16 protein-coding genes and 1 pseudogene are annotated in these 17,506 nt (G+C 66.7%); 11 read left to right on the top strand and 6 right to left on the bottom strand.

The window, feature by feature from the left end:
- Window positions 1–48 precede the first annotated feature (48 nt).
- Window positions 49–936, top strand: coding sequence for a sulfurtransferase (locus MXA07_RS00645; RefSeq protein ID WP_247730120.1), 888 nt, complete (start codon window positions 49–51; stop codon window positions 934–936).
- 117 nt (window positions 937–1,053) lie between these two features.
- Here MXA07_RS00645 and MXA07_RS00650 read toward each other — a convergent pair whose 3' ends face one another.
- Window positions 1,054–1,890 (bottom strand): arylamine N-acetyltransferase family protein, encoded by an 837-nt coding sequence (locus tag MXA07_RS00650; RefSeq protein WP_247730121.1) that lies wholly within the window; start codon window positions 1,888–1,890, stop codon window positions 1,054–1,056.
- Between the two features lie 93 nt (window positions 1,891–1,983).
- Complete coding sequence (locus tag MXA07_RS00655) at window positions 1,984–2,355, bottom strand: DUF5518 domain-containing protein (RefSeq protein WP_247730122.1); 372 nt, start codon at window positions 2,353–2,355, stop codon at window positions 1,984–1,986.
- Window positions 2,356–3,068: 713 nt separating this feature from the next.
- Here MXA07_RS00655 and MXA07_RS00660 point away from each other — a divergent pair.
- The 4 genes and pseudogenes from MXA07_RS00660 to MXA07_RS00675 all read left to right on the top strand — a co-directional run.
- Window positions 3,069–3,302: pseudogene (locus MXA07_RS00660) on the top strand (HepT-like ribonuclease domain-containing protein); the annotation flags it as partial.
- A gap of 223 nt (window positions 3,303–3,525) precedes the next feature.
- The gene (locus MXA07_RS00665; protein ID WP_247730124.1) at window positions 3,526–4,572 is read left to right on the top strand and encodes an NOG1 family protein; all 1,047 of its coding nucleotides are present in this window, start codon (window positions 3,526–3,528) and stop codon (window positions 4,570–4,572) included.
- A gap of 97 nt (window positions 4,573–4,669) precedes the next feature.
- A complete protein-coding gene (locus MXA07_RS00670; protein ID WP_247730125.1) occupies window positions 4,670–5,722 on the top strand; it encodes a guanosine monophosphate reductase in 1,053 nt (350 codons plus the stop codon).
- A 301-nt stretch (window positions 5,723–6,023) separates the two neighbouring features.
- Entirely contained in the window at window positions 6,024–6,896 is an 873-nt protein-coding gene (locus tag MXA07_RS00675) for a hypothetical protein (protein ID WP_247730126.1), read from the top strand.
- 513 nt (window positions 6,897–7,409) lie between these two features.
- Here the strand turns inward: MXA07_RS00675 and MXA07_RS00680 are convergent.
- Window positions 7,410–7,787 carry a hypothetical protein gene (locus MXA07_RS00680; RefSeq protein ID WP_247730127.1) on the bottom strand — a complete coding sequence of 126 codons (378 nt, stop codon included), beginning with the start codon at window positions 7,785–7,787 and terminating at the stop codon, window positions 7,410–7,412.
- Window positions 7,788–7,984: 197 nt separating this feature from the next.
- Between MXA07_RS00680 and hemC the strand changes: the two genes are divergently transcribed.
- Window positions 7,985–9,199, top strand: coding sequence for a hydroxymethylbilane synthase (hemC, locus tag MXA07_RS00685; protein WP_247730128.1), 1,215 nt, complete (start codon window positions 7,985–7,987; stop codon window positions 9,197–9,199).
- A complete protein-coding gene (locus MXA07_RS00690; RefSeq protein WP_247730129.1) occupies window positions 9,200–9,955 on the top strand; it encodes a uroporphyrinogen-III synthase in 756 nt (251 codons plus the stop codon). It begins immediately after the preceding gene.
- 45 nt (window positions 9,956–10,000) lie between these two features.
- Here MXA07_RS00690 and MXA07_RS00695 read toward each other — a convergent pair whose 3' ends face one another.
- On the bottom strand, window positions 10,001–10,636 hold the full coding sequence (locus MXA07_RS00695) for a hypothetical protein (protein ID WP_247730130.1): 636 nt from the start codon (window positions 10,634–10,636) through the stop codon (window positions 10,001–10,003).
- A gap of 186 nt (window positions 10,637–10,822) precedes the next feature.
- Between MXA07_RS00695 and MXA07_RS00700 the strand changes: the two genes are divergently transcribed.
- Window positions 10,823–11,929 (top strand): CapA family protein, encoded by a 1,107-nt coding sequence (locus MXA07_RS00700; protein ID WP_247730131.1) that lies wholly within the window; start codon window positions 10,823–10,825, stop codon window positions 11,927–11,929.
- Between the two features lie 74 nt (window positions 11,930–12,003).
- Window positions 12,004–13,485, top strand: coding sequence for a RecJ family nuclease (gene recJ, locus MXA07_RS00705; protein ID WP_247730132.1), 1,482 nt, complete (start codon window positions 12,004–12,006; stop codon window positions 13,483–13,485).
- A gap of 1 nt (window position 13,486) precedes the next feature.
- Here the strand turns inward: recJ and MXA07_RS00710 are convergent, their stop codons facing one another.
- Together MXA07_RS00710 and MXA07_RS00715 are read right to left on the bottom strand one after the other, a co-directional pair.
- On the bottom strand, window positions 13,487–14,188 hold the full coding sequence (locus MXA07_RS00710; RefSeq protein WP_247730133.1) for a TVP38/TMEM64 family protein: 702 nt from the start codon (window positions 14,186–14,188) through the stop codon (window positions 13,487–13,489).
- 1,655 nt (window positions 14,189–15,843) lie between these two features.
- The gene (locus MXA07_RS00715) at window positions 15,844–16,227 is read right to left on the bottom strand and encodes a hypothetical protein (protein WP_247730134.1); all 384 of its coding nucleotides are present in this window, start codon (window positions 16,225–16,227) and stop codon (window positions 15,844–15,846) included.
- A 136-nt stretch (window positions 16,228–16,363) separates the two neighbouring features.
- Between MXA07_RS00715 and MXA07_RS00720 the strand changes: the two genes are divergently transcribed.
- Complete coding sequence (locus tag MXA07_RS00720) at window positions 16,364–16,681, top strand: DUF5783 family protein (protein WP_247730135.1); 318 nt, start codon at window positions 16,364–16,366, stop codon at window positions 16,679–16,681.
- Window positions 16,682–16,774: 93 nt separating this feature from the next.
- On the top strand, window positions 16,775–17,134 hold the full coding sequence (locus tag MXA07_RS00725) for a NifU family protein (RefSeq protein WP_247730136.1): 360 nt from the start codon (window positions 16,775–16,777) through the stop codon (window positions 17,132–17,134).
- Window positions 17,135–17,506: the final 372 nt, after the last annotated feature.

Below are 17,506 nucleotides of genomic sequence, written 5' to 3' on the forward strand. Positions count from 1 at the left end.
AGTCGCAACCCGCAGGGACTTTGATACGGACGACGAAGGAGTGGATGCATGACGAACCACGAGACCGACGCGCTCGTCACGGCCGACTGGGTCGAGGATCGCCTCGACGAGTTCCGGTCGGACGACCCGGCGTACCGCCTGCTCGAAGTGAACAACCCGACGGTTACGGCCGACTCCGAGTACACGCCCTACGAGGACGGTCACATTCCCGGCGCGACGTTCTTCGACTGGGACGCGGACCTGAGCGACCCGGTCACGCGCGACATCCTCGACAAAGAGGCGTTCGAGAAACTCAACGGCGAGGCGGGCATCACCGAGGACTCGACGGTCGTCCTCTACGGCGGCGGGCGCGTCCCCAACTGGTTCGCGCTCTTTGCCTACTGGGAGTACAAGTACTTCGGCCACGACGACGTCCGCGTGATCGACGGCGGGAAGCCCTACTGGGTCGATAACGACTACCCGCTGACCACCGACGTCACCGAGTTCTCCTCCCAGGAGTACACCGCCGCCGGACCGTTCGAACACATCCGCGCCTACCGCGAGGACGTCGAACAGGCCGTCGACTCCGGCGTCCCGCTGGTCGACGTGCGCTCGCCCGAGGAGTTCACCGGCGAGGTCATCGCGCCCGAGGGCCTCCAGGAGACCGCCCAGCGCGGCGGCCACATCCCCGGCGCGAAGAACGTCCCGACGACGTCCGTCCTGAACGACGACGGCACGTTCAAGAGTGCCGACGAACTGCGCCAGCTCTACGCCGACGTCGGCATCAACGAGGACCAGTCCGTCGTCACCTACTGCCGGGTCGGCGAGCGCTCCTCGATCGAGTGGTACGTCCTCGCGGAACTGCTCGGCTTCGAGGACGTCCAGAACTATGACGGCTCCTGGACCGAGTGGGGCAACCTCGTCCGCCAGCCGATCGAGACCGGCGAGGCGCAGTGACCGCACCGGCGGTGCGGCGTGACGACACCGGACGGCCGCACCGTTGCGACCCGATTCGGCGTCGCGCCGCTGACGGCGGCGTCGTTTGGTGATCCGGCGACTACTGCGTTCCGTCGCTCACGACGGCGCCGACAGCCCGAACGTCGACGAGAGTAGCCGATCGCGCTCCGCCTCGTCCACCGTCCGCTCGCGTTTCTCGCCCCCGTCGAACCGCGTCAGCGTCAGCCCCGCGAGCTTCGCGTAGCCGTCCGCGGTGGCGATCGAGGCGATCGGGTCGCCGGTGAACGACGACTCGGGGGCGCGCTGGAGGTGGTCGTTGGCCGGTTCGAAGTACGACAGGTCCCGCGGTTCGGTCTCGAAGCGGTATCGGACGGTCCAGGCGTCCTCGCCCGGCGCTCGATACTCGGTCCGGTGCGTGGCGTCCGGACGGTCGCTCTCGACGACCCGCCAGGAGACGCCGACGTCGTCGGCCACCGTCGCGCCGTCGAGCGGCGTCGGCCGGCGCATCGGCGGCGTCCCCATCCCGACGTCGACCACGTACGACCGATCGAGGTGGACCAGGTTCGCGTGGTGATTCGCCGGCCACGGCGGGTCGTCGTCCGAGACGATACAGGCCGCGACGCGGTCGACGTCGAACCCGAGTCCGCCCAGCAGGTGGTGGAACAGGCCGTTGCACTCGAAGCAGTAGCCGCCGCGCTCGCGCTCGACGAGCTTCTCGAACCACGCCGCCGGGTCGAGCGAGACGCCGGCAGGGGCGCTATCGCCGCGGGGATCGCCGACGATCGCGAGGTTCTCGAACGGCACCGTCAGCACGTGCGCCCGCTGGAGCCGTTCCAGCGTCTCGCGCGTCGGTTGGGGGACCGGGTCCGGGTCGAGTCCGAGACGCGACAGGTAGGGTTCGATCGCGAGTCCGGTCGGTCGCCCCTCGTCGGTCGCAGCGTTCGCGTCCGTCATCGGGTGAGACTGGTGTCGGCGGGATACTCAACGTTTCCAGCAACAAGTTTTGGTAGCTTTCCCGCCATCTCGCCGCCCATCGCGATTCGGCCGTCACTCCGCGATGGCGCCGCCGATCGCGCCGGCGATCGCGCTCTCGATGGCCATCACGAACGCGACCGCGATCGCGACGAAGAGGATGGCGAGGCCGGCGACGCCGCCCACGACCGCGCCGACGGGGCCGAGTGCCAGGCCGCCGATCCCAACGGCCAGCGCGAGGATCACGCCGGTGACGATCGCGCCCAGGCCGCCAGCCAGGGTGCCGTGCCAGGCGCCGCGTCCGAGCCCGCCGCCGGCCATAAACCCGGCGACGAACCCGCCGAGCAGGCCCGCGGCCAGCTGGCCGAAGACCGGAAGCGACAACCCCAGGATCGAGGCGACGGTCATGACGAGAAAGCCGACGATCACGGCGCGCCAGTCTGTCATACCGTTCGATAGGCCGGGCACGAGCAAAAGGTCGTCGCCGCGGAGAGCACCCTGGAGGCACGTCAAAGTCGTTCTCCCCCAAGACAACTACATGGGTGCAAGGATTTGATACAACGTTTAATGATAGATATTGTACAATTATATTATGCGAAGACGAGATTGGCTTGCAGGAGTAGCCCTCATTGCTGTCCCACCCATTTCTGGCTGTTTGGAGCGAGACGAGAAAGCAAACGACACGAATACGAACGGCAAACAAGGTGGGCAGACGAAAGACACGGATGCAGGCGACGAACAACGTGGCGATACGGATCGTTGGCCCCCGTCACACCTCGGTTTTCGAAGGGAAAAGCACGTACTACCGACCACAGTGTTCGATTTTCCCTGACCGTCGACAATATACGTCGGGCGGAAAACCCCGAAAACGCACGCTCAGCCGTCGCAGACCTGCGACTTCGAAACGACGGGGAAGAACAGGTACAACTCACATTCGATGGGTTCGTCCCAGTTGCAGAACCCGTCGGGAGCAATACGCACACTGACGACGAACTCGTGGCCGTACCGAGTGACGACGACCTCTACGAACTCCTCGATGCGACCTATCAGCGTCCAACCTACGAGCGTACCCGAGGGTACTGGGAGATCTACGAACCGTTCGACCCACCGACTACGTCGAAGACGTCGAAACGCGAGATTTCGTCTAGCGGAGGTTCGAAAAACTCACCGGCGCGGCGCTCGACATCGCCCGGATGCTGTTGAAAGATATCGAGGGCGAGGCCCCGGATTCGAACGCAGCGGCCATGGAACGACTCAAGGATGCAGGTGTCCTCTCCCCGTCAGTGGTGGCAGAGATGGCAAAGACCGCATACTTCAGAACCGTCCGTGCCAGTGAGTATGGAGACGGACTGGATCACGAGACGGTATCCGAGTCGTTGCAAAGTTTTGAGTGATTTCGGTCGTGCTTGTCGGAGCGACGCGATTATCTGGAGGGGACGGATGACTCCGTGAAGCATCCAAAAATTTCATTTTTAGAACTCTCGTTCACAGGAACTGCTGTGACCACAGCAGGCCAGTGACGAGAGAAAGGGACTCAACCGCGCCAGATACGATACATCGCACCCGCCTCGCCGCCCAACGGACGCGCTTTTAACGCGTCCGCCCGTACTCGTGGATATGATTTTCGAGGACCTTCCGACGACGCCGACGTCGGAAGAGCTGATCGACAAGGCGTTCTCGCGGGCCGCGCGGTCCGGACGGGCCAAGCAGGGGCTGGAGGCCCAGCAGTCGATGCTGCAGACTGCGGGCAACATCATCTCCGACAACCTGGAGAACGTCGTCACGGCGTGGCCGGACTTCGAGTACGACGTCTCGCCGTTCTACCTGGAACTGGCGGGGGCCATCCTCGCCGACGTGACGCTTGGACCGGAGGCGGTCGCCGACGAGGAGGACGAGCGCACCGGCGTCGACGGTCTCCGCCAGGCGCTCTCGCGGGTCTCCTGGGCGGCCAGGCAGACCGAGGAGATCCAGCGCGAGTACCAGTCGAAGCTGCGCAAGACCGACGTCGACACCGCGCGCAAGCACCGCAAGCAGGCATTCGCCCGCCTGGCCGACGTCGTCGAGCAGGTCGACGTCGACCTCCGGGCGATCAACGACGCGCGCAACGCGCTCCGGGACCTGCCGGAGATCAATCCCGACGAGCCCACGATCGTCGTGGCGGGCTACCCCAACGTCGGCAAGTCCTCGTTCGTCAACAGCGTGACCCGGGCCCGCGGCGAGACGGCGAGCTACCCGTTCACCACGAAGGGTGTCGGCGTCGGCCACCTCGAACGCGATCACATCCGCTACCAGGTGGTCGACACGCCAGGCCTCCTCGACCGCCCGCCGGAGGAACGAAACGAGATCGAATCGCAGGCCGCAAGCGCCGTCGAGCACCTCGCCGACTGCGTGCTCGTCTTCCTCGACCCGAGCGGCGCGGCCGGCTACCCGATCGAGTCCCAGCTCGAACTCCGCGACGCCATCGTCGCCCAGTTCGAGTCGGTCGACGTCCCCGTCCTCACCGTCGCGAACAAGGTCGATCGGTTCGACCCGGGCGACGATGCGGTCCCCGAACTCGACGCCGACTACCTGCTGAGCGTCGAGACGGGCGAAAACGTCGAGGCGGTGCTCGACGCCGCCGTCGAGGCCATCGGCTACGAACCCGAACTGCCGTTCGAGGGGTGAGGACGGCTCTCCGGCGCGGACGGATCGCGAACCCGTGCGGCACCAGCCGAAACCCCACACCAGCCTTTTGGCGCTCGATCCCGTCCCTAGGTGCGGGATGGACGAACTCCGAACCGGACTGTCCTACGGCGACGTGCTGGTCGTCCCGCAGCGATCCGGCGTCGACAGCCGCTCGAACGTCGATCTCTCGACGAATCTGACGGACGACCTCGAACTCGCGACGCCGCTTTGCTCGGCCCCGATGGACACCGTCACCGAGGCCGAGACGGCGATCGCGATGGCGGAGGCCGGCGGGTTGGGGACGATCCACCGCTTTCTGACGATCGAGGAACAGGCCGCCGAGGTGCGCGAGGCGGCCGCCGCCGGGGCGACCGTCGGCGCGGCAGTCGGCATCGCCGGCGACCCGATCGACCGAACCGAGGCGGTCCTCGACGCCGGCGCCGACTGCGTGATGGTCGACGTCGCCCACGGCCACCTCGAGCGCTGTCTCGACGCGGTGGCCGAGCTCCGCGAAGCGTTCCCCGACGTCGACCTCGTCGCGGGCAACGTCGCCACGACGGACGGCGTCGCCGACCTGGCCGACGCGGGGGCCGACTGCGTCAAGGTCGGCATCGGCCCGGGCTCGCACTGCACCACGCGGCGCGTCGCGGGGGCCGGCGTCCCCCAGCTGACCGCCGTCTCCGACTGCGCCGAGGCGGCCGCCGAGCACGGCGTCCGGACGATCGCCGACGGCGGCATCCGCTGTTCGGGCGACGCCGTGAAGGCCCTGCTCGCCGGCGCCGACGCCGTCATGATGGGGAGCCTGTTCGCCGGCACCGCCGAGGCGCCGCCCGAGGTCGTCGAGATCGACGGGAGCCGATACAAGCGATCGCGGGGCATGGCGACGACGGCGGCGAACGAGGCTCGCACCGACAGCGACGGACTTCCCGACGCCGACGAGGGCGTCGAAGGGCTCACCGAGTACACGGGCCCGCTCGTCGACGTCGCCGCCGAGTTCGCGGCCGGCATCCGCTCGGGATTGAGCTACGCCGGCGGACACACCATCGAGGACGCCCGCGACGCCGCCGAATTCATCCGCGTCGCCGACAGCGCGCGCGAGCGCGAAGGCGCCCACGGCGATCACGACTGGGAGACCGTCGTCGTTGAGTAGCGGTCGATACGACCATTCGAATCGACCGGCACGGCTTGTCTCTGTCACTCCGAAGTCCCCCCTAACTCTCGCATCCTTTGCGTGACTTCGAGACGCCGTATTGCCCGAGAGGGCAACCAATTGGTTGGCTTTGCGATGCTTCATGAACTGTCTGCTGAAGGTTCTCCACCGTTAGACTTATTTTTCGACAATCCGACGGAGCCGAGACCAAATCTAAAAAATTATAGTGTGTATAGTATAATATAATTAAATATATCTTATCGTAATTATTTTATAGATAGAATAGTGTGTTTTTATTTGTATGGAACGTAGAAAGTTCCTCTCGGCGAGTAGCACAATCATCGCAACAGGCGCTCTCGGGGCGGCCGGGAGTGTGGCCGCAGCGACGAGTCCATACGAAAACGATTCGAGGGAGTATCGGGATCTAAAATTCCGAGTTCGGCGGGACACGACCGCCGACCCCTCCAATAACTTTCACGAGGGTGCCATGGCCGGTCTGGAAGACCTCGCGAGGTGGATGGAAGACTGGATGCCATACGTGGACAGTGTGTACGTGGACGACCAAACGGACTGGGAGCCGCTTGACCCGATCGAGCACGTCGACGACGTTCAGGAGCGGTTTCCGGACTACGCAGATGAGCCGTGGGCGATCAACGTCTGTCTCACGAAGAACTCAGATCTCTACGCCGCGAGGGCGAATGGAAAGCTTTATAACGCCGATCGAGAACACGGGGAAAATGCCTCATTCTACGTCAATTCAAACCACATTCACGAGTACGGCGGTAGTTTGACGGGCCACGATCACGGCTACAACTTCGCCGTTCACGAATCAGTCCACTGCATGACCTTCAACGAGACGACCCTTTCAGGATACAAAAACGATCATGCGATGGGCGATTCCTACTACGTCCCGGATACCGATCCAACGCCCATTCACACAACTTCGGTTATGGCGACAGGGTACGCTACCTACTGGCAGGAACAGGACAAAATCCCAGCCGATACCTGCTCGGGAGACCATTGGATGGTCACCTCACAGATTCCAGACCCCGAGCACGAACTGACGGCATGTACCGCGAATGCGCTGCACGAGTTTCACTTCGGCGAAAAGTGGGAATGGTCCCCACCAGGTGACGGCAAGTACCAGCTTGACGAGAACGAGAAGTTCCCCTGACCGACGTCGTCGGCGATCGTGGGTCGGGTCACCGACCGATCGAGCCGCACCTCGCCCCGTCAAGTCCGGAAGCGTGGTCATACTAGCTCGAACATGAGCCGCGCCTCCGCTATCGATCCGGACTAGGACGCGGTCCGTCCCGAAACAGGGGTGCCCGAAACCGTCACCCGGAGCGTGGTTCCGGGCCTCAGCGAAGGTTCGAGATCCCCATGATGTTCGTGTGGCTTACGTAGGTGCCATTCAGCAGGACTTCGTGGGGTCTGGGGTGAAACATTGCCTCGCCGTTATTGAAGTAGATGGCCCCTTGTCATCCCCAACCGCGAGATCAGCGTCCCGATGCAGACCACTGGCGTATAGACGAACGCAAGAAACAACGGTAGCTGGACGATCGATTCACGCACAGGAATCTTGTCACCATCTTCTCGCCGGGGCGGGCAAAGGCCTGACGGCCAACGACTGCCTCGCGACCATGGATCACAACACTCCACCGAGCGTCGAACCCGATACCCGGCGCTATCGATCCGACGCCACCGAGGCCGCGACAACGAGCACCAAGAGCAGCGAGAACAGGATCGTCAGTCCCTGCGCGACGGTCGCGATCGTACTGCCGACCTCGCCGCCGGTCACGAGCGTGACGATGTCGCCCGCGGCGCGCATCGAACCCCCGGCGCCGGCCAGTCCGAACAGTCCGAGCCCGTACGTCGCCAGCCGGTCGCGGTCCGTCGCGAGGCCGAGACGCCCGAGGAAGACGCAACCGACGCCGAGTACCGCCGGGAGGAGGGCCGTGAAGTGCGACTCCTCCGGCAGGACGTAGGCGACGACGCCGACGATCGCGAGCGCGACCCCGACGGCGATACCGATGCGGTACGGATCCCGGATTGACGGTGCCATACCTCGCCAGTGGACTGGTAGCCAAAAACGGGTTTCGGTGGGCCTGATCCGTTCGCGTCGCGGCGGGGGCCGACCGATCGGTCGTCGCGGCGGTCCGGCACCGTTCGCTCGGTCGGCGCCGGTCGTGTCGACTGGCCGAACGGATTCGACGCGCCCAGAGCGTGCCGTTTTCGTACCCTCGCCCCGGAGAGGGGACCATGAAATCACGGGGGACGCTACGACTCGCGACGCGAGGGTCCTTGCTCGCCAGGCGGCAAGCGGCGACGGTGAGCGAGCGGCTCGAAGAGCGGCGATACGACGTCGAACTCGTCACCGTCGAGACGACCGGCGACCAGATCCGCGACGAGTTGATCCACCGTCTCGGCAAGACCGGCGCCTTCGTCCGCGAGCTCGACCAGCGCGTCCTCGACGGCGACTGCGACGGCGCCGTCCACTCGCTGAAAGACGTCCCCACCGAACAGCCGTCGGAACTCGTCACCGCCGCCGTCCCCGAGCGGGCCCACCCGGGCGACGTCCTCGCGACGCCCGACGGGTCGACGATCGACGAACTCCCCCGCGGCGCGACCGTCGGCACGTCGAGCCTGCGTCGGCGGGCCGAACTCCTCGCCGCTCGCCCGGACCTCGCGGTCGAACCCATCCGCGGCAACGTCGACACCCGCCTCGAGAAGCTGCTCGCGCCCGGGCTCCAGGCCGAGCACGAGGCGCGAACCGAGGCCGAGACGGAACGGAACGGCCACGCCGGCGAGGAGGACTTCGAGCCCGCGTTCGACCGGACCGTCGAGGAGTGGTTCGACGACCGGCCCGAGCTCGAAAAGCAGGCGCTCGGCCGCGAAGTCGACACCGAGTACGACGCGGTCGTCCTCGCCAGGGCCGGCCTGGAACGCAGCGGCCTCGCGAGCGCCGTCCCGTTCCGGGACCTCCCCACCCAGCAGTTCGTACCCGCTCCCGGCCAGGGCGCCCTCTGCGTGACGGCGACCGACGGCGACACAGCCCGCGAGATCCAGTCGGCGATCGACCACCCGCGCAGCCGCGTCGAGGTCACCGTCGAGCGCACCATCCTCGCGACGCTCGGCGGCGGCTGCATCGCGCCGCTCGGCATCCACGCCGTCGTTCAGGGCGAGTACGTCCACACCGCCGTCGCCGTCTACGACCGCGACGGCGAGACGTCGATCACGGCGACGCGCGACCTGCCGATCGAGACCCACGCCACCGCGGCGCGCGAGTTCGCTCACGAGCTCGCCGATCGCGGCGCCGCCGAGTTGATCGAATCGGCCAGGAAAGGCGAGGGTGAGCGAGACGGAGAGGCGGCGGACGAGGGCGGAGCGGACGGCGCCAGTGCAGACGACACGGCGGACGGCGAAGGGACGAGCGATACCGTGCCGGACGCCGACGACCTGCCGGAGGGAAAGTAGATGACCGACAGCCGGCCGCGCGTCGCGGTCTTTCGCCCCGACGACGAGCGGATCGAGCGCGCCGCGAACCGCCTCGAAGCGCTCGGCGCGGAGCCCGTTCCCGATCCGATGCTGGCGGTCGAGCCGACCGGCGCCGCGCCGCGGACGGGCGCCGACTACACCGTCCTGACCAGCAAGACCGGCGTCGAGTGCGCCGCCGAGGCGGGCTGGCACCCGGACGGGACCACTATCTGTGCGATCGGGCCCGCCACCGCCGACGTCCTGCGCGAGCACGACTACCCGGTCGACCTCGTCCCCGGGGAGTACACGTCGAGCGGCCTCGTCGACGCGTTGCGGGGCGAGTACGACCTCGACGGGGCCAGCGTCGAAGTCGCTCGAAGCGACCACGGCAGCCAGGTGCTACTCGACGGGCTCGAAGCCGCCGGCGCGACCGTCACCGAGACCGTCCTGTATCGCCTCGTCCGACCGGCTAACAGCGGCGAGTCGGCCGAGCTGGCCGCCCGCGGCGACCTCGACGCCGCCTGCTTCACGTCGTCGCTGACGGTCGAACACTTCCTCGAAGCCGCCGCCGAACGCGGCGTCCGGGACGCGGTAGCCGACGCGCTCGACGACCTCGTGGTGAGTGCGATCGGCGAGCCGACCGCCGAGACCGCAGTCGAGACGGGTATCGACGTCGACCTGGTGGCGAGCGAGGCGACGTTCGAGACGCTGGCGCGAGAGACCGTCGACGTGCTCGGAGAACGGGACCGGTCCTGATGCGACTCTCGGCGTCGGACCAGAAGACCGGCCGGCTGTGAGCCCTTACCGGCTGCCCGCGAGTTTTCGCGAGAGGAGCGACGCCGCCGGGTCGATCAGGCGCCACAGCGCCCGGGCGACCAGCGCGACGGGACCGATCGCGAGCAGGAAGAAGGGCCCGTCGTAGAGCAGGGTCGGTCCGTCGAGCAGTCCGTACAGCGAAGCGAGGCCCCGGTGGAGCGTCAAGATGGCAACCAGGGTGAGCGCCCAGGTGAGCGCCGACGCGGCCGGCACGCGAACGTCCCGCGGCAGGTCGAACGCGGTGCGGACGCGCCGCGGGAGGACCAGCGCGAGGTAGCCGATCGTCGCCGCGAGCGCCACGCCGAGTACGCCACTGCCCAGCGCGGCGAACGCGCGGCCCGCGGCGTCGACGCCGGGTAAGAGGCTGAGCAGGAAGAGTACGACGAGGACCGAGAGGCCGCCCAGGACGACCGTGGTCGTCGTCCGGATCGCCCGCTCGTCGTGCACCGTCGGTCGCCAGGCCGAATCGGTCGGCGAACGCACCGACGACGCCTCGTCGGCCCGGTCCGCGTCGGCAACCGAATCGTCGGTTCGGCGGGAGCCGTCGCTGGCTCCGTGGTTCGGATCCGCCTGGTCTCTGGAGGGCGATGCCGTCTCGTCAGTCGACTCTGAACGGGGCATGCAGACCGACGGTTCGACCGGGACGATAAAACCGACACGACCGTTCGACCGCGTTCATCTCGGTGAACGGTTCTGAACGGCGAACGGGATGCGGTCTCGGACGGCCCCGACTCGTCGGATCCGACCGCTCGATATTTGACGGCCCCGTCCGATACGCGACCACGGAGCGCCACCGAGCGGACGCGCATGACACCGACCCGACGACGATTCGTCTCGACCGCCGGCCTCACCGCGGGAGCGACCGCCCTCGCCGGCTGTGCGCTCCCGCGGAGCGATCGGACTGAACCAGGCCGATCCGACCGAGCGACGACGTGGATCGGCTTCGCCGGCGACGCGATGCTTGGACGGAATCTCGACGACCGCTACGGCTCGCCAGCGGTCGACCCGGCAGCGGTCTGGAGCGACCTGCGGCCCCGGCTCGAATCGCTCGACGCCGTCTGCTGCAATCTCGAGTGCTGTCTCTCGACGCGCGGCGAGCGGTTCCCCGATCGCGCGTACTACTTCCGGGCTGACCCCGCGTGGGCCGTTCCCGCACTCGACGCGGGCAACGTTCGCTGCACCGCGCTCGCGAACAACCACCTGCTCGACTTCGGGCCCGTCGCCCTCCGCGACACGGTCGCGGCGCTCGACGACGCCGGCATCGCGAACGCGGGTGCCGGCGAGACGCCCGCCGCCGTCTACGAACCGGCGACGTTCGCCGCCGGCGACGCCACCGCGGCCGCGGTCTCGTTCGCCGACCACTACGCCGAGTACGGCGTTCGCGAGGACCGGCCCGGGACGGCCTACGTCGAATCCGATCCGGCGAACGAGCGGACCCGGCGGATCGTTCGCGAGGCCATCGAGCGCGCGCTGACGCTCGATCCGGACCTGCTGGTCGCGTCGGTCCACCTCGGACCGAACTGGGTCGTCTACCCGGACGACGACCTCGCCGCGTTCCACCGCTGGCTGATCGAACTCGGCGCGGACCTCGTCCACGGCCACAGCGCCCACGTCGTCCAGGGCGTCGAACGCTATCGCGACGGGCTGATCCTCCACGATACGGGCGACATCGTCGACGACTACGTGATCAAGGACGACCTCCGAAACGACCGGACGTTCCTCTTCGAGGTCGGCCTCGCCGAGGACGGCGCCCCGGTCGAATGCCGCCTCGTCCCTGCCGTCATCGAGGACGAGACGGTCAGGCGAGCCGCGAGCGGCGAAGCCGCCTGGCTCCGCGAAACGATGCGCGAGCGCTCGGCTCCCTTCGGAACGACCTACGAACGCGACGGCGAGCACCTCGTCCTCGCGCTCTGAGGACGACGCGGCGAGTGCCCGCATCCGACCGCCCATCCGCGGGTTTAAGAGCGAAGCCGGTCCACAGGAGAGCGATGGCAGGTCCGGTTCCCGAACTCGGGTCACGCGCGACGGCGTGCGCAACGCGCCTGGCCGACGCCGACCGCGTCCTGCTCGCCTCCCACATCGACGCCGACGGGCTCACGAGCGCCGCGGTCGCCGCGAGCGCACTCGAACGGGCGGCGATCCCGTTCGAGGTCGTCTTCGAGAAGCAACTCGACGAGGCCGCCGTCGCGCGGATCGGCGCCGCCGACTACGAGACGGTCTGGTTCACCGACTTCGGCAGCGGCCAGCTCGACGTCATCGACGCCTCCGCCGACGAATGCGGGTTCACGCCGGTGATCGCGGACCACCACCAGCCCGCCGACGTCGACGCCGAGTACCACTGCAACCCGCTCCTCGAGGGGCTCGACGGCGCGAGCGAACTCTCGGGCGCCGGGACGACCTACCTCGTCGCGCGGGCGCTGGCCGACGAAATCGACCGCGCCCCAGCGACCGACGCGATGACCGACGGCGGGACCGTCGCCGCGACCGCCAGGGCGGACAACCGCGATCTGGCCGCCCTCGCCGTCGTCGGCGCCGTCGGCGACATGCAGGCCTCGAGCGGGCAGCTCCGGGGGGCGAACGAGGCGATCGTCGCGGAGGGCGTCGAAGCCGGCGTCCTCGAAACGGCGACCGACCTCGCGCTGTACGGCACGCAGACACGGCCGCTCCCGAAACTGCTCGAGTACGCGACCGACGTCCGCATCCCGGGCATCTCGAACGACCAGTCCGGCGCCGTCCGCTTCCTCGACGGGCTGGACATCGACCTGCGCGAGGACGGCGAGTGGCGTCGCTGGGCCGACCTCGACGCCGCGGAGAAACAGACCGTCGCCAGCGCACTCTTACAGCGCGCGGTCTCGCGGGGCGTTCCGGCCGAGAAGATCGACGGCCTCGTCGGAACCAGCTACCACCTCGCCGCCGAATCGATCGGCACCGAACTCCGCGACGCGAGCGAGTTCTCCACGCTACTCAACGCGACCGCCCGATACGAGCGCGCAGACGTCGGGCTCGCGGTCTGCCTGGGCGATCGGGACGGCGCGCTCGAGCGCGCTCGCTCGCTCCTTCGCTCGCACCGGCGCAACCTCTCGGAGGGGATCGACCTGGTGACGAACGAGGGCGTCACCCCGGCGGAGAACCTCCAGTGGTTCCACGCCGGCGATCGGATCAGGGAGACCATCGTCGGCATCGTCGCCGGCATGGCGCTGGGCAACGCCGGGATCGACCGCGACCGGCCGATCGTCGCCTTCGCCGCAAAACGGGACGAGGCCGACGCCGTGAAGGTCTCCGCCAGAGGGACCCACGCGCTCGTTCGTCGCGGGCTCGACCTCGGCGCCGTCCTCGGCGAGGCCGCCCGTGCAGTCGACGGCGACGGCGGCGGTCACGACGTCGCCGCCGGCGCGACGGTCCCCGCCGGGCGGGAGGGAGACTTCATCGAACACGCCGATCGGTTGATCGGCGACCAGCTCGACGCGTGACTCACAGCGGCAGTCGGAGTTCGAGTCGCTCGACGACGTTGCGGATCGTCTCCTGGCGTCGGTAACCGACGACCGACGCCAGAACGATGATCGCGACGATAGCGAACGCGTACGTGATCCGTCCGTTGGCGAATTCCCCGCCCGCGTACACCGTAAAGACGTACGCCGGCAGTCGACCGACCGCGATTACGAGCAGGAACGTTCGCAGCGACCACTTCGTCAACCCCGCCAGGAAACAGATCGCGTCGTCGGGGAGCCCCGGAACGAGGACGAACGCGAGCAGGCCCGGAATCCCGACGGTGTCGACGAATCCGTCGAATCGAGCGACGACGTCGTCGTGAAGGATGCTCTCGACGAAGCCCCGACCGAAGCGCTTGGCGATCGAGAACGCGACGGCGCTACCGATGAGGACGCCGGTCAAACTGTAGACGGTCCCGGCGACTGGACCGAACACGTAGCCGGCCGCGAACGCGAGGACCTGCCCCGGGATCGGCGCGACGACGACCTGCAGCGCCTGGACGAAGACGAAGACGAGCGGCGCCAGTACGCCGAAGCCGTCGATCCAGGAACGGAAGGCGTCGGCGTCGAAGACGAACGGCGCGAATTCACGCACGAGGAAATACAAGGCCCCGAACGCGAGCGCGAGGAGACAGAGCAGTCCCAGAGCGCGCCATCGATCCCGTCGGGACGAGAAGATACCCATTCGGTCGTACACACCCCGCCGGAGGCTTTCAATTTTGTTATTTCCAGCCCGCCGAAAACGACGACGGTGCGTGACGGCGATCGCCGTCGCCCGAGGCGCTGAGCTGCCCGTCCGAAACGCGACCGCCTGCCGCCAACTTATAAGGTAAACTCTGTAATGCGATATTGAATTCGCAGCTGCCGGCTCGAGCATACGATCCGATGTCTTCGGGTCGCCAATCCGATCAGAAATGACGAGGGTTCGTTCGACGCAGCTCGTGTAGCCGGCGACACCGACGATCGCAGGACCATCGGGTTTCCGATCCGTAGGGACTACCGGCGCATCGCTCGGCGGTCGTGGATGGGCGGCGGTGATACGCCTCGAGCCGGGTGCAGCTCAGCGGAAGTCACGAAAAGTCAGTTCGGTCCACCGCCTGGATAGAGACCGGCCGTCGCTCGACCGATCAGCCCGCATTCGGTACCCGTTCGAACCGGAGAGACCGGGGGAACGGTTCTCCCGATCCGATATCGGTCGAGTCGAACGGTCCTGACGGAGTCGATCGTCACTGTCGAACCGGGCGAGGCGGCACCGCGTGGACAGCAACCCAATACCTCACGCGCAGGAGGGCGCGCCACCCGATCCCGTTCCCGGATCATCGATCGCTTCGCGAGTCTACCGTAGCGGTCCGCCAGCGGTAGTGCCGTGCGAGATTCTCGCAGGCAGACGCGAAAGGAGGTCCCGGCAGAACCTGCCGTTCGGGAGGAGGAGTCGGCCATCGAGATCGAACGACGGATCGTTTCAGCCACGCTCGGCCGGTCTCTGTGAAGGGATTATTGCCCCGATCGAGCGCCCGGCAATCCGAACGGTGAACAACCAGAAGGCGTCCCCCACCGCCGTGGTGCAATGCGAATCTGCCGTCAGATCGGCCGAACTAAGGAATTCCATATCGCGATATACGATATATCGTTTAAGCCGAGGAGGGAGAGGGAGTCGTGCGATCGCGAAAACCCACGAACACCCCGAGGGTATTCTGCCTCACGCGAGCGCTCGCACGAGCGCACAACCGGTATCCACGGCCCGGCGTCACCGCAAGAACGTCCCGGTGTGCGAATCGTTTGATTCGACGCCACGGCGACCAGTCGATAGTAGCAGACCACCGACCGAGGGGCTCCGAAACATCGGATGAGCCGTCCGATGGACCGGTTCGTCCACGAAATGAGTGTCGGCCCGGGAGATCAGACAGCCCGTTCGCCAATTCGGACCGGTCGGTGACGGCAGACATGCACCTGTCCGTACGTGGACGAACAAAACCGGGCGTCGCCCCCAGCGGTAGGACGTAGCAGGAGGACTGAATCCCATCGAACGAATTTTCGCCGGAGCCCCACCTCAGATACACCTCTCAGCTGGCAGACGCGGCCGATTTCACGGGCCTGCCCTTGCGGTTCGACCGCTCCACCGCATCGACGGCCGGTCGACGTTCGTCGGCGCCGGTCATCCCCCTCACGTATCCGATGTATCCGATACTGCGATACAGAAATCGGGCTTGCGGTCCGAGCGACCGACAACAGTCAAGTGATTTGTATGTGTGCCGTCGATCCGGTCAGACACCGTGTGCGGCTGGCACCGGTGGAGCGAGCCGGAACGCAGCAACGAACCGTCCGCCCTGGCCGTCGGGGTCAGGAAAACCGGGGCGGCGAATCCGACTGATCGCTGTACCGTTCGCGGATTCGCCCGAGCACGGACAGCGGATCCGAAACGGTCGGCGCGTGTGCGCTCAATCGGTCGAGAATCGAGCGCAACTCGTCGCACAGTTCTCGGCGACTCGACACCCTGGTGAGGGGATCGATGCTATCCCGTTCTCCAATCGAGTAGCCAAGGCGCAGCTCCCAGCACTGACAGAGTCCGAGAGATGGGTCGACGTGGTCGGCCGCGGTTCGCACCGCCTCCAACCGCAGCCCCGATTCGGCGCAGCGATAGACGATGCGATCCGGGGTCTCGTTGACCAGGCACCAGCCCGGCGGAATGCATTCGGACGGCAGCGGCTCCCACTCGAACGACATCGATGCTGAGGTCGATGCGACCGGAGTGAAAACCGATTCGGCTTGCGTATGCGACCGTCGCGCCGGTTCGTTCTCGCGCGTGCACGGAGGCGGACGATCGGCCGACTTTTTGCCGTTCCGTGCAAACTGACACCCGATGACCGAGTTCGACCCGGACCAATTCGAGGACAAGTACGCGAACTACTTCCCGGAGCTCCAGCAGGCGTACAAGAACGCGTTCAACCGAATGAACGACCAGTACGACTCCGAGCTGGTCCACGCGATCGACCAGCAAGTGCTGAACGAGAGCGAACCCGTCTACGAGGGCGACGGCGAGTTCCGCGTCGAGCTACCGGACGATCCGTACGATCGGTTGCAGGGCGTGCTCGTCGACGAAGACCGGTTCGAGCAGCTACTGGAGCTCCACGTCGAGGAGATCGAACGGGAACTGGCCCGCGTCTTCGACTTCGCGTGACCGCCCGGGCCGGCACCGCGTATCGTTGACACACCGGCAAGGCCGAACACCCTCGACGGAAGGCCTAAGGAGGTACGAACCCAACGGGATGATATGAGTACGGAGACACAGGAGGAAGACGACCTCGAAGAGCGCGTCGCCAACTTCTTGCGACGCAATTTCCCGCAAATCCAGATGCACGGCGGCAGCGCCGCGATCCAGGACATCGACCGCGAGAGCGGCGAGGTCTCGATCGCACTGGGTGGCGCCTGCAGCGGTTGCGGTATCTCGCCCATGACGATCCAGGCGATCAAGAGCCGCATGGTGAAGGAGATCCCGGAGATCACGAAGGTCAACGCCAGCACCGGCATGGACGGCGGTAGCGGCATGGGTGGTGGCGCCCCGAGTCCGTCGTTCCCCGGCGAAACGGTCGACGACGGCGAGGACGACGAAGGCCCGCAGGCCCCCTTCTAAATCGGCTATTCGATCCGCAACGTAGTACACCGTACGAGCCGCTGCGGTTCGCCTGCCGATCGGACCGCGGTGCTCGTCGGGCGCACCCGATCGACGAATTCGGTCGGCGTCGATTGCGTCCGATTCACACTTGTTGCCCCCAGTTCCGTCGAAGTACTCGAGGTGTCAGTTACGCTCGACGACGAGCGGTGCAACTGACCTGGCCCGTGTCTCTCGATCGCGCCACCAGCCTCGTCTCGATCAGGGACCGTTTTACCGCACACTTCCGAATTCCGTATCGCGCGATGGGATTTATCGAGGGCGATACGGTGACGAGAACTGGGTTCGGCGCCGATCGCGGCCCCGACCCGCGTCGCGAGCCTCGTAGTCCGA

The sequence above is a fragment of the Halovivax limisalsi genome, from assembly GCF_023093535.1.
GTDB classification, from domain to species: Archaea; Halobacteriota; Halobacteria; order Halobacteriales; family Natrialbaceae; genus Halovivax; species Halovivax limisalsi.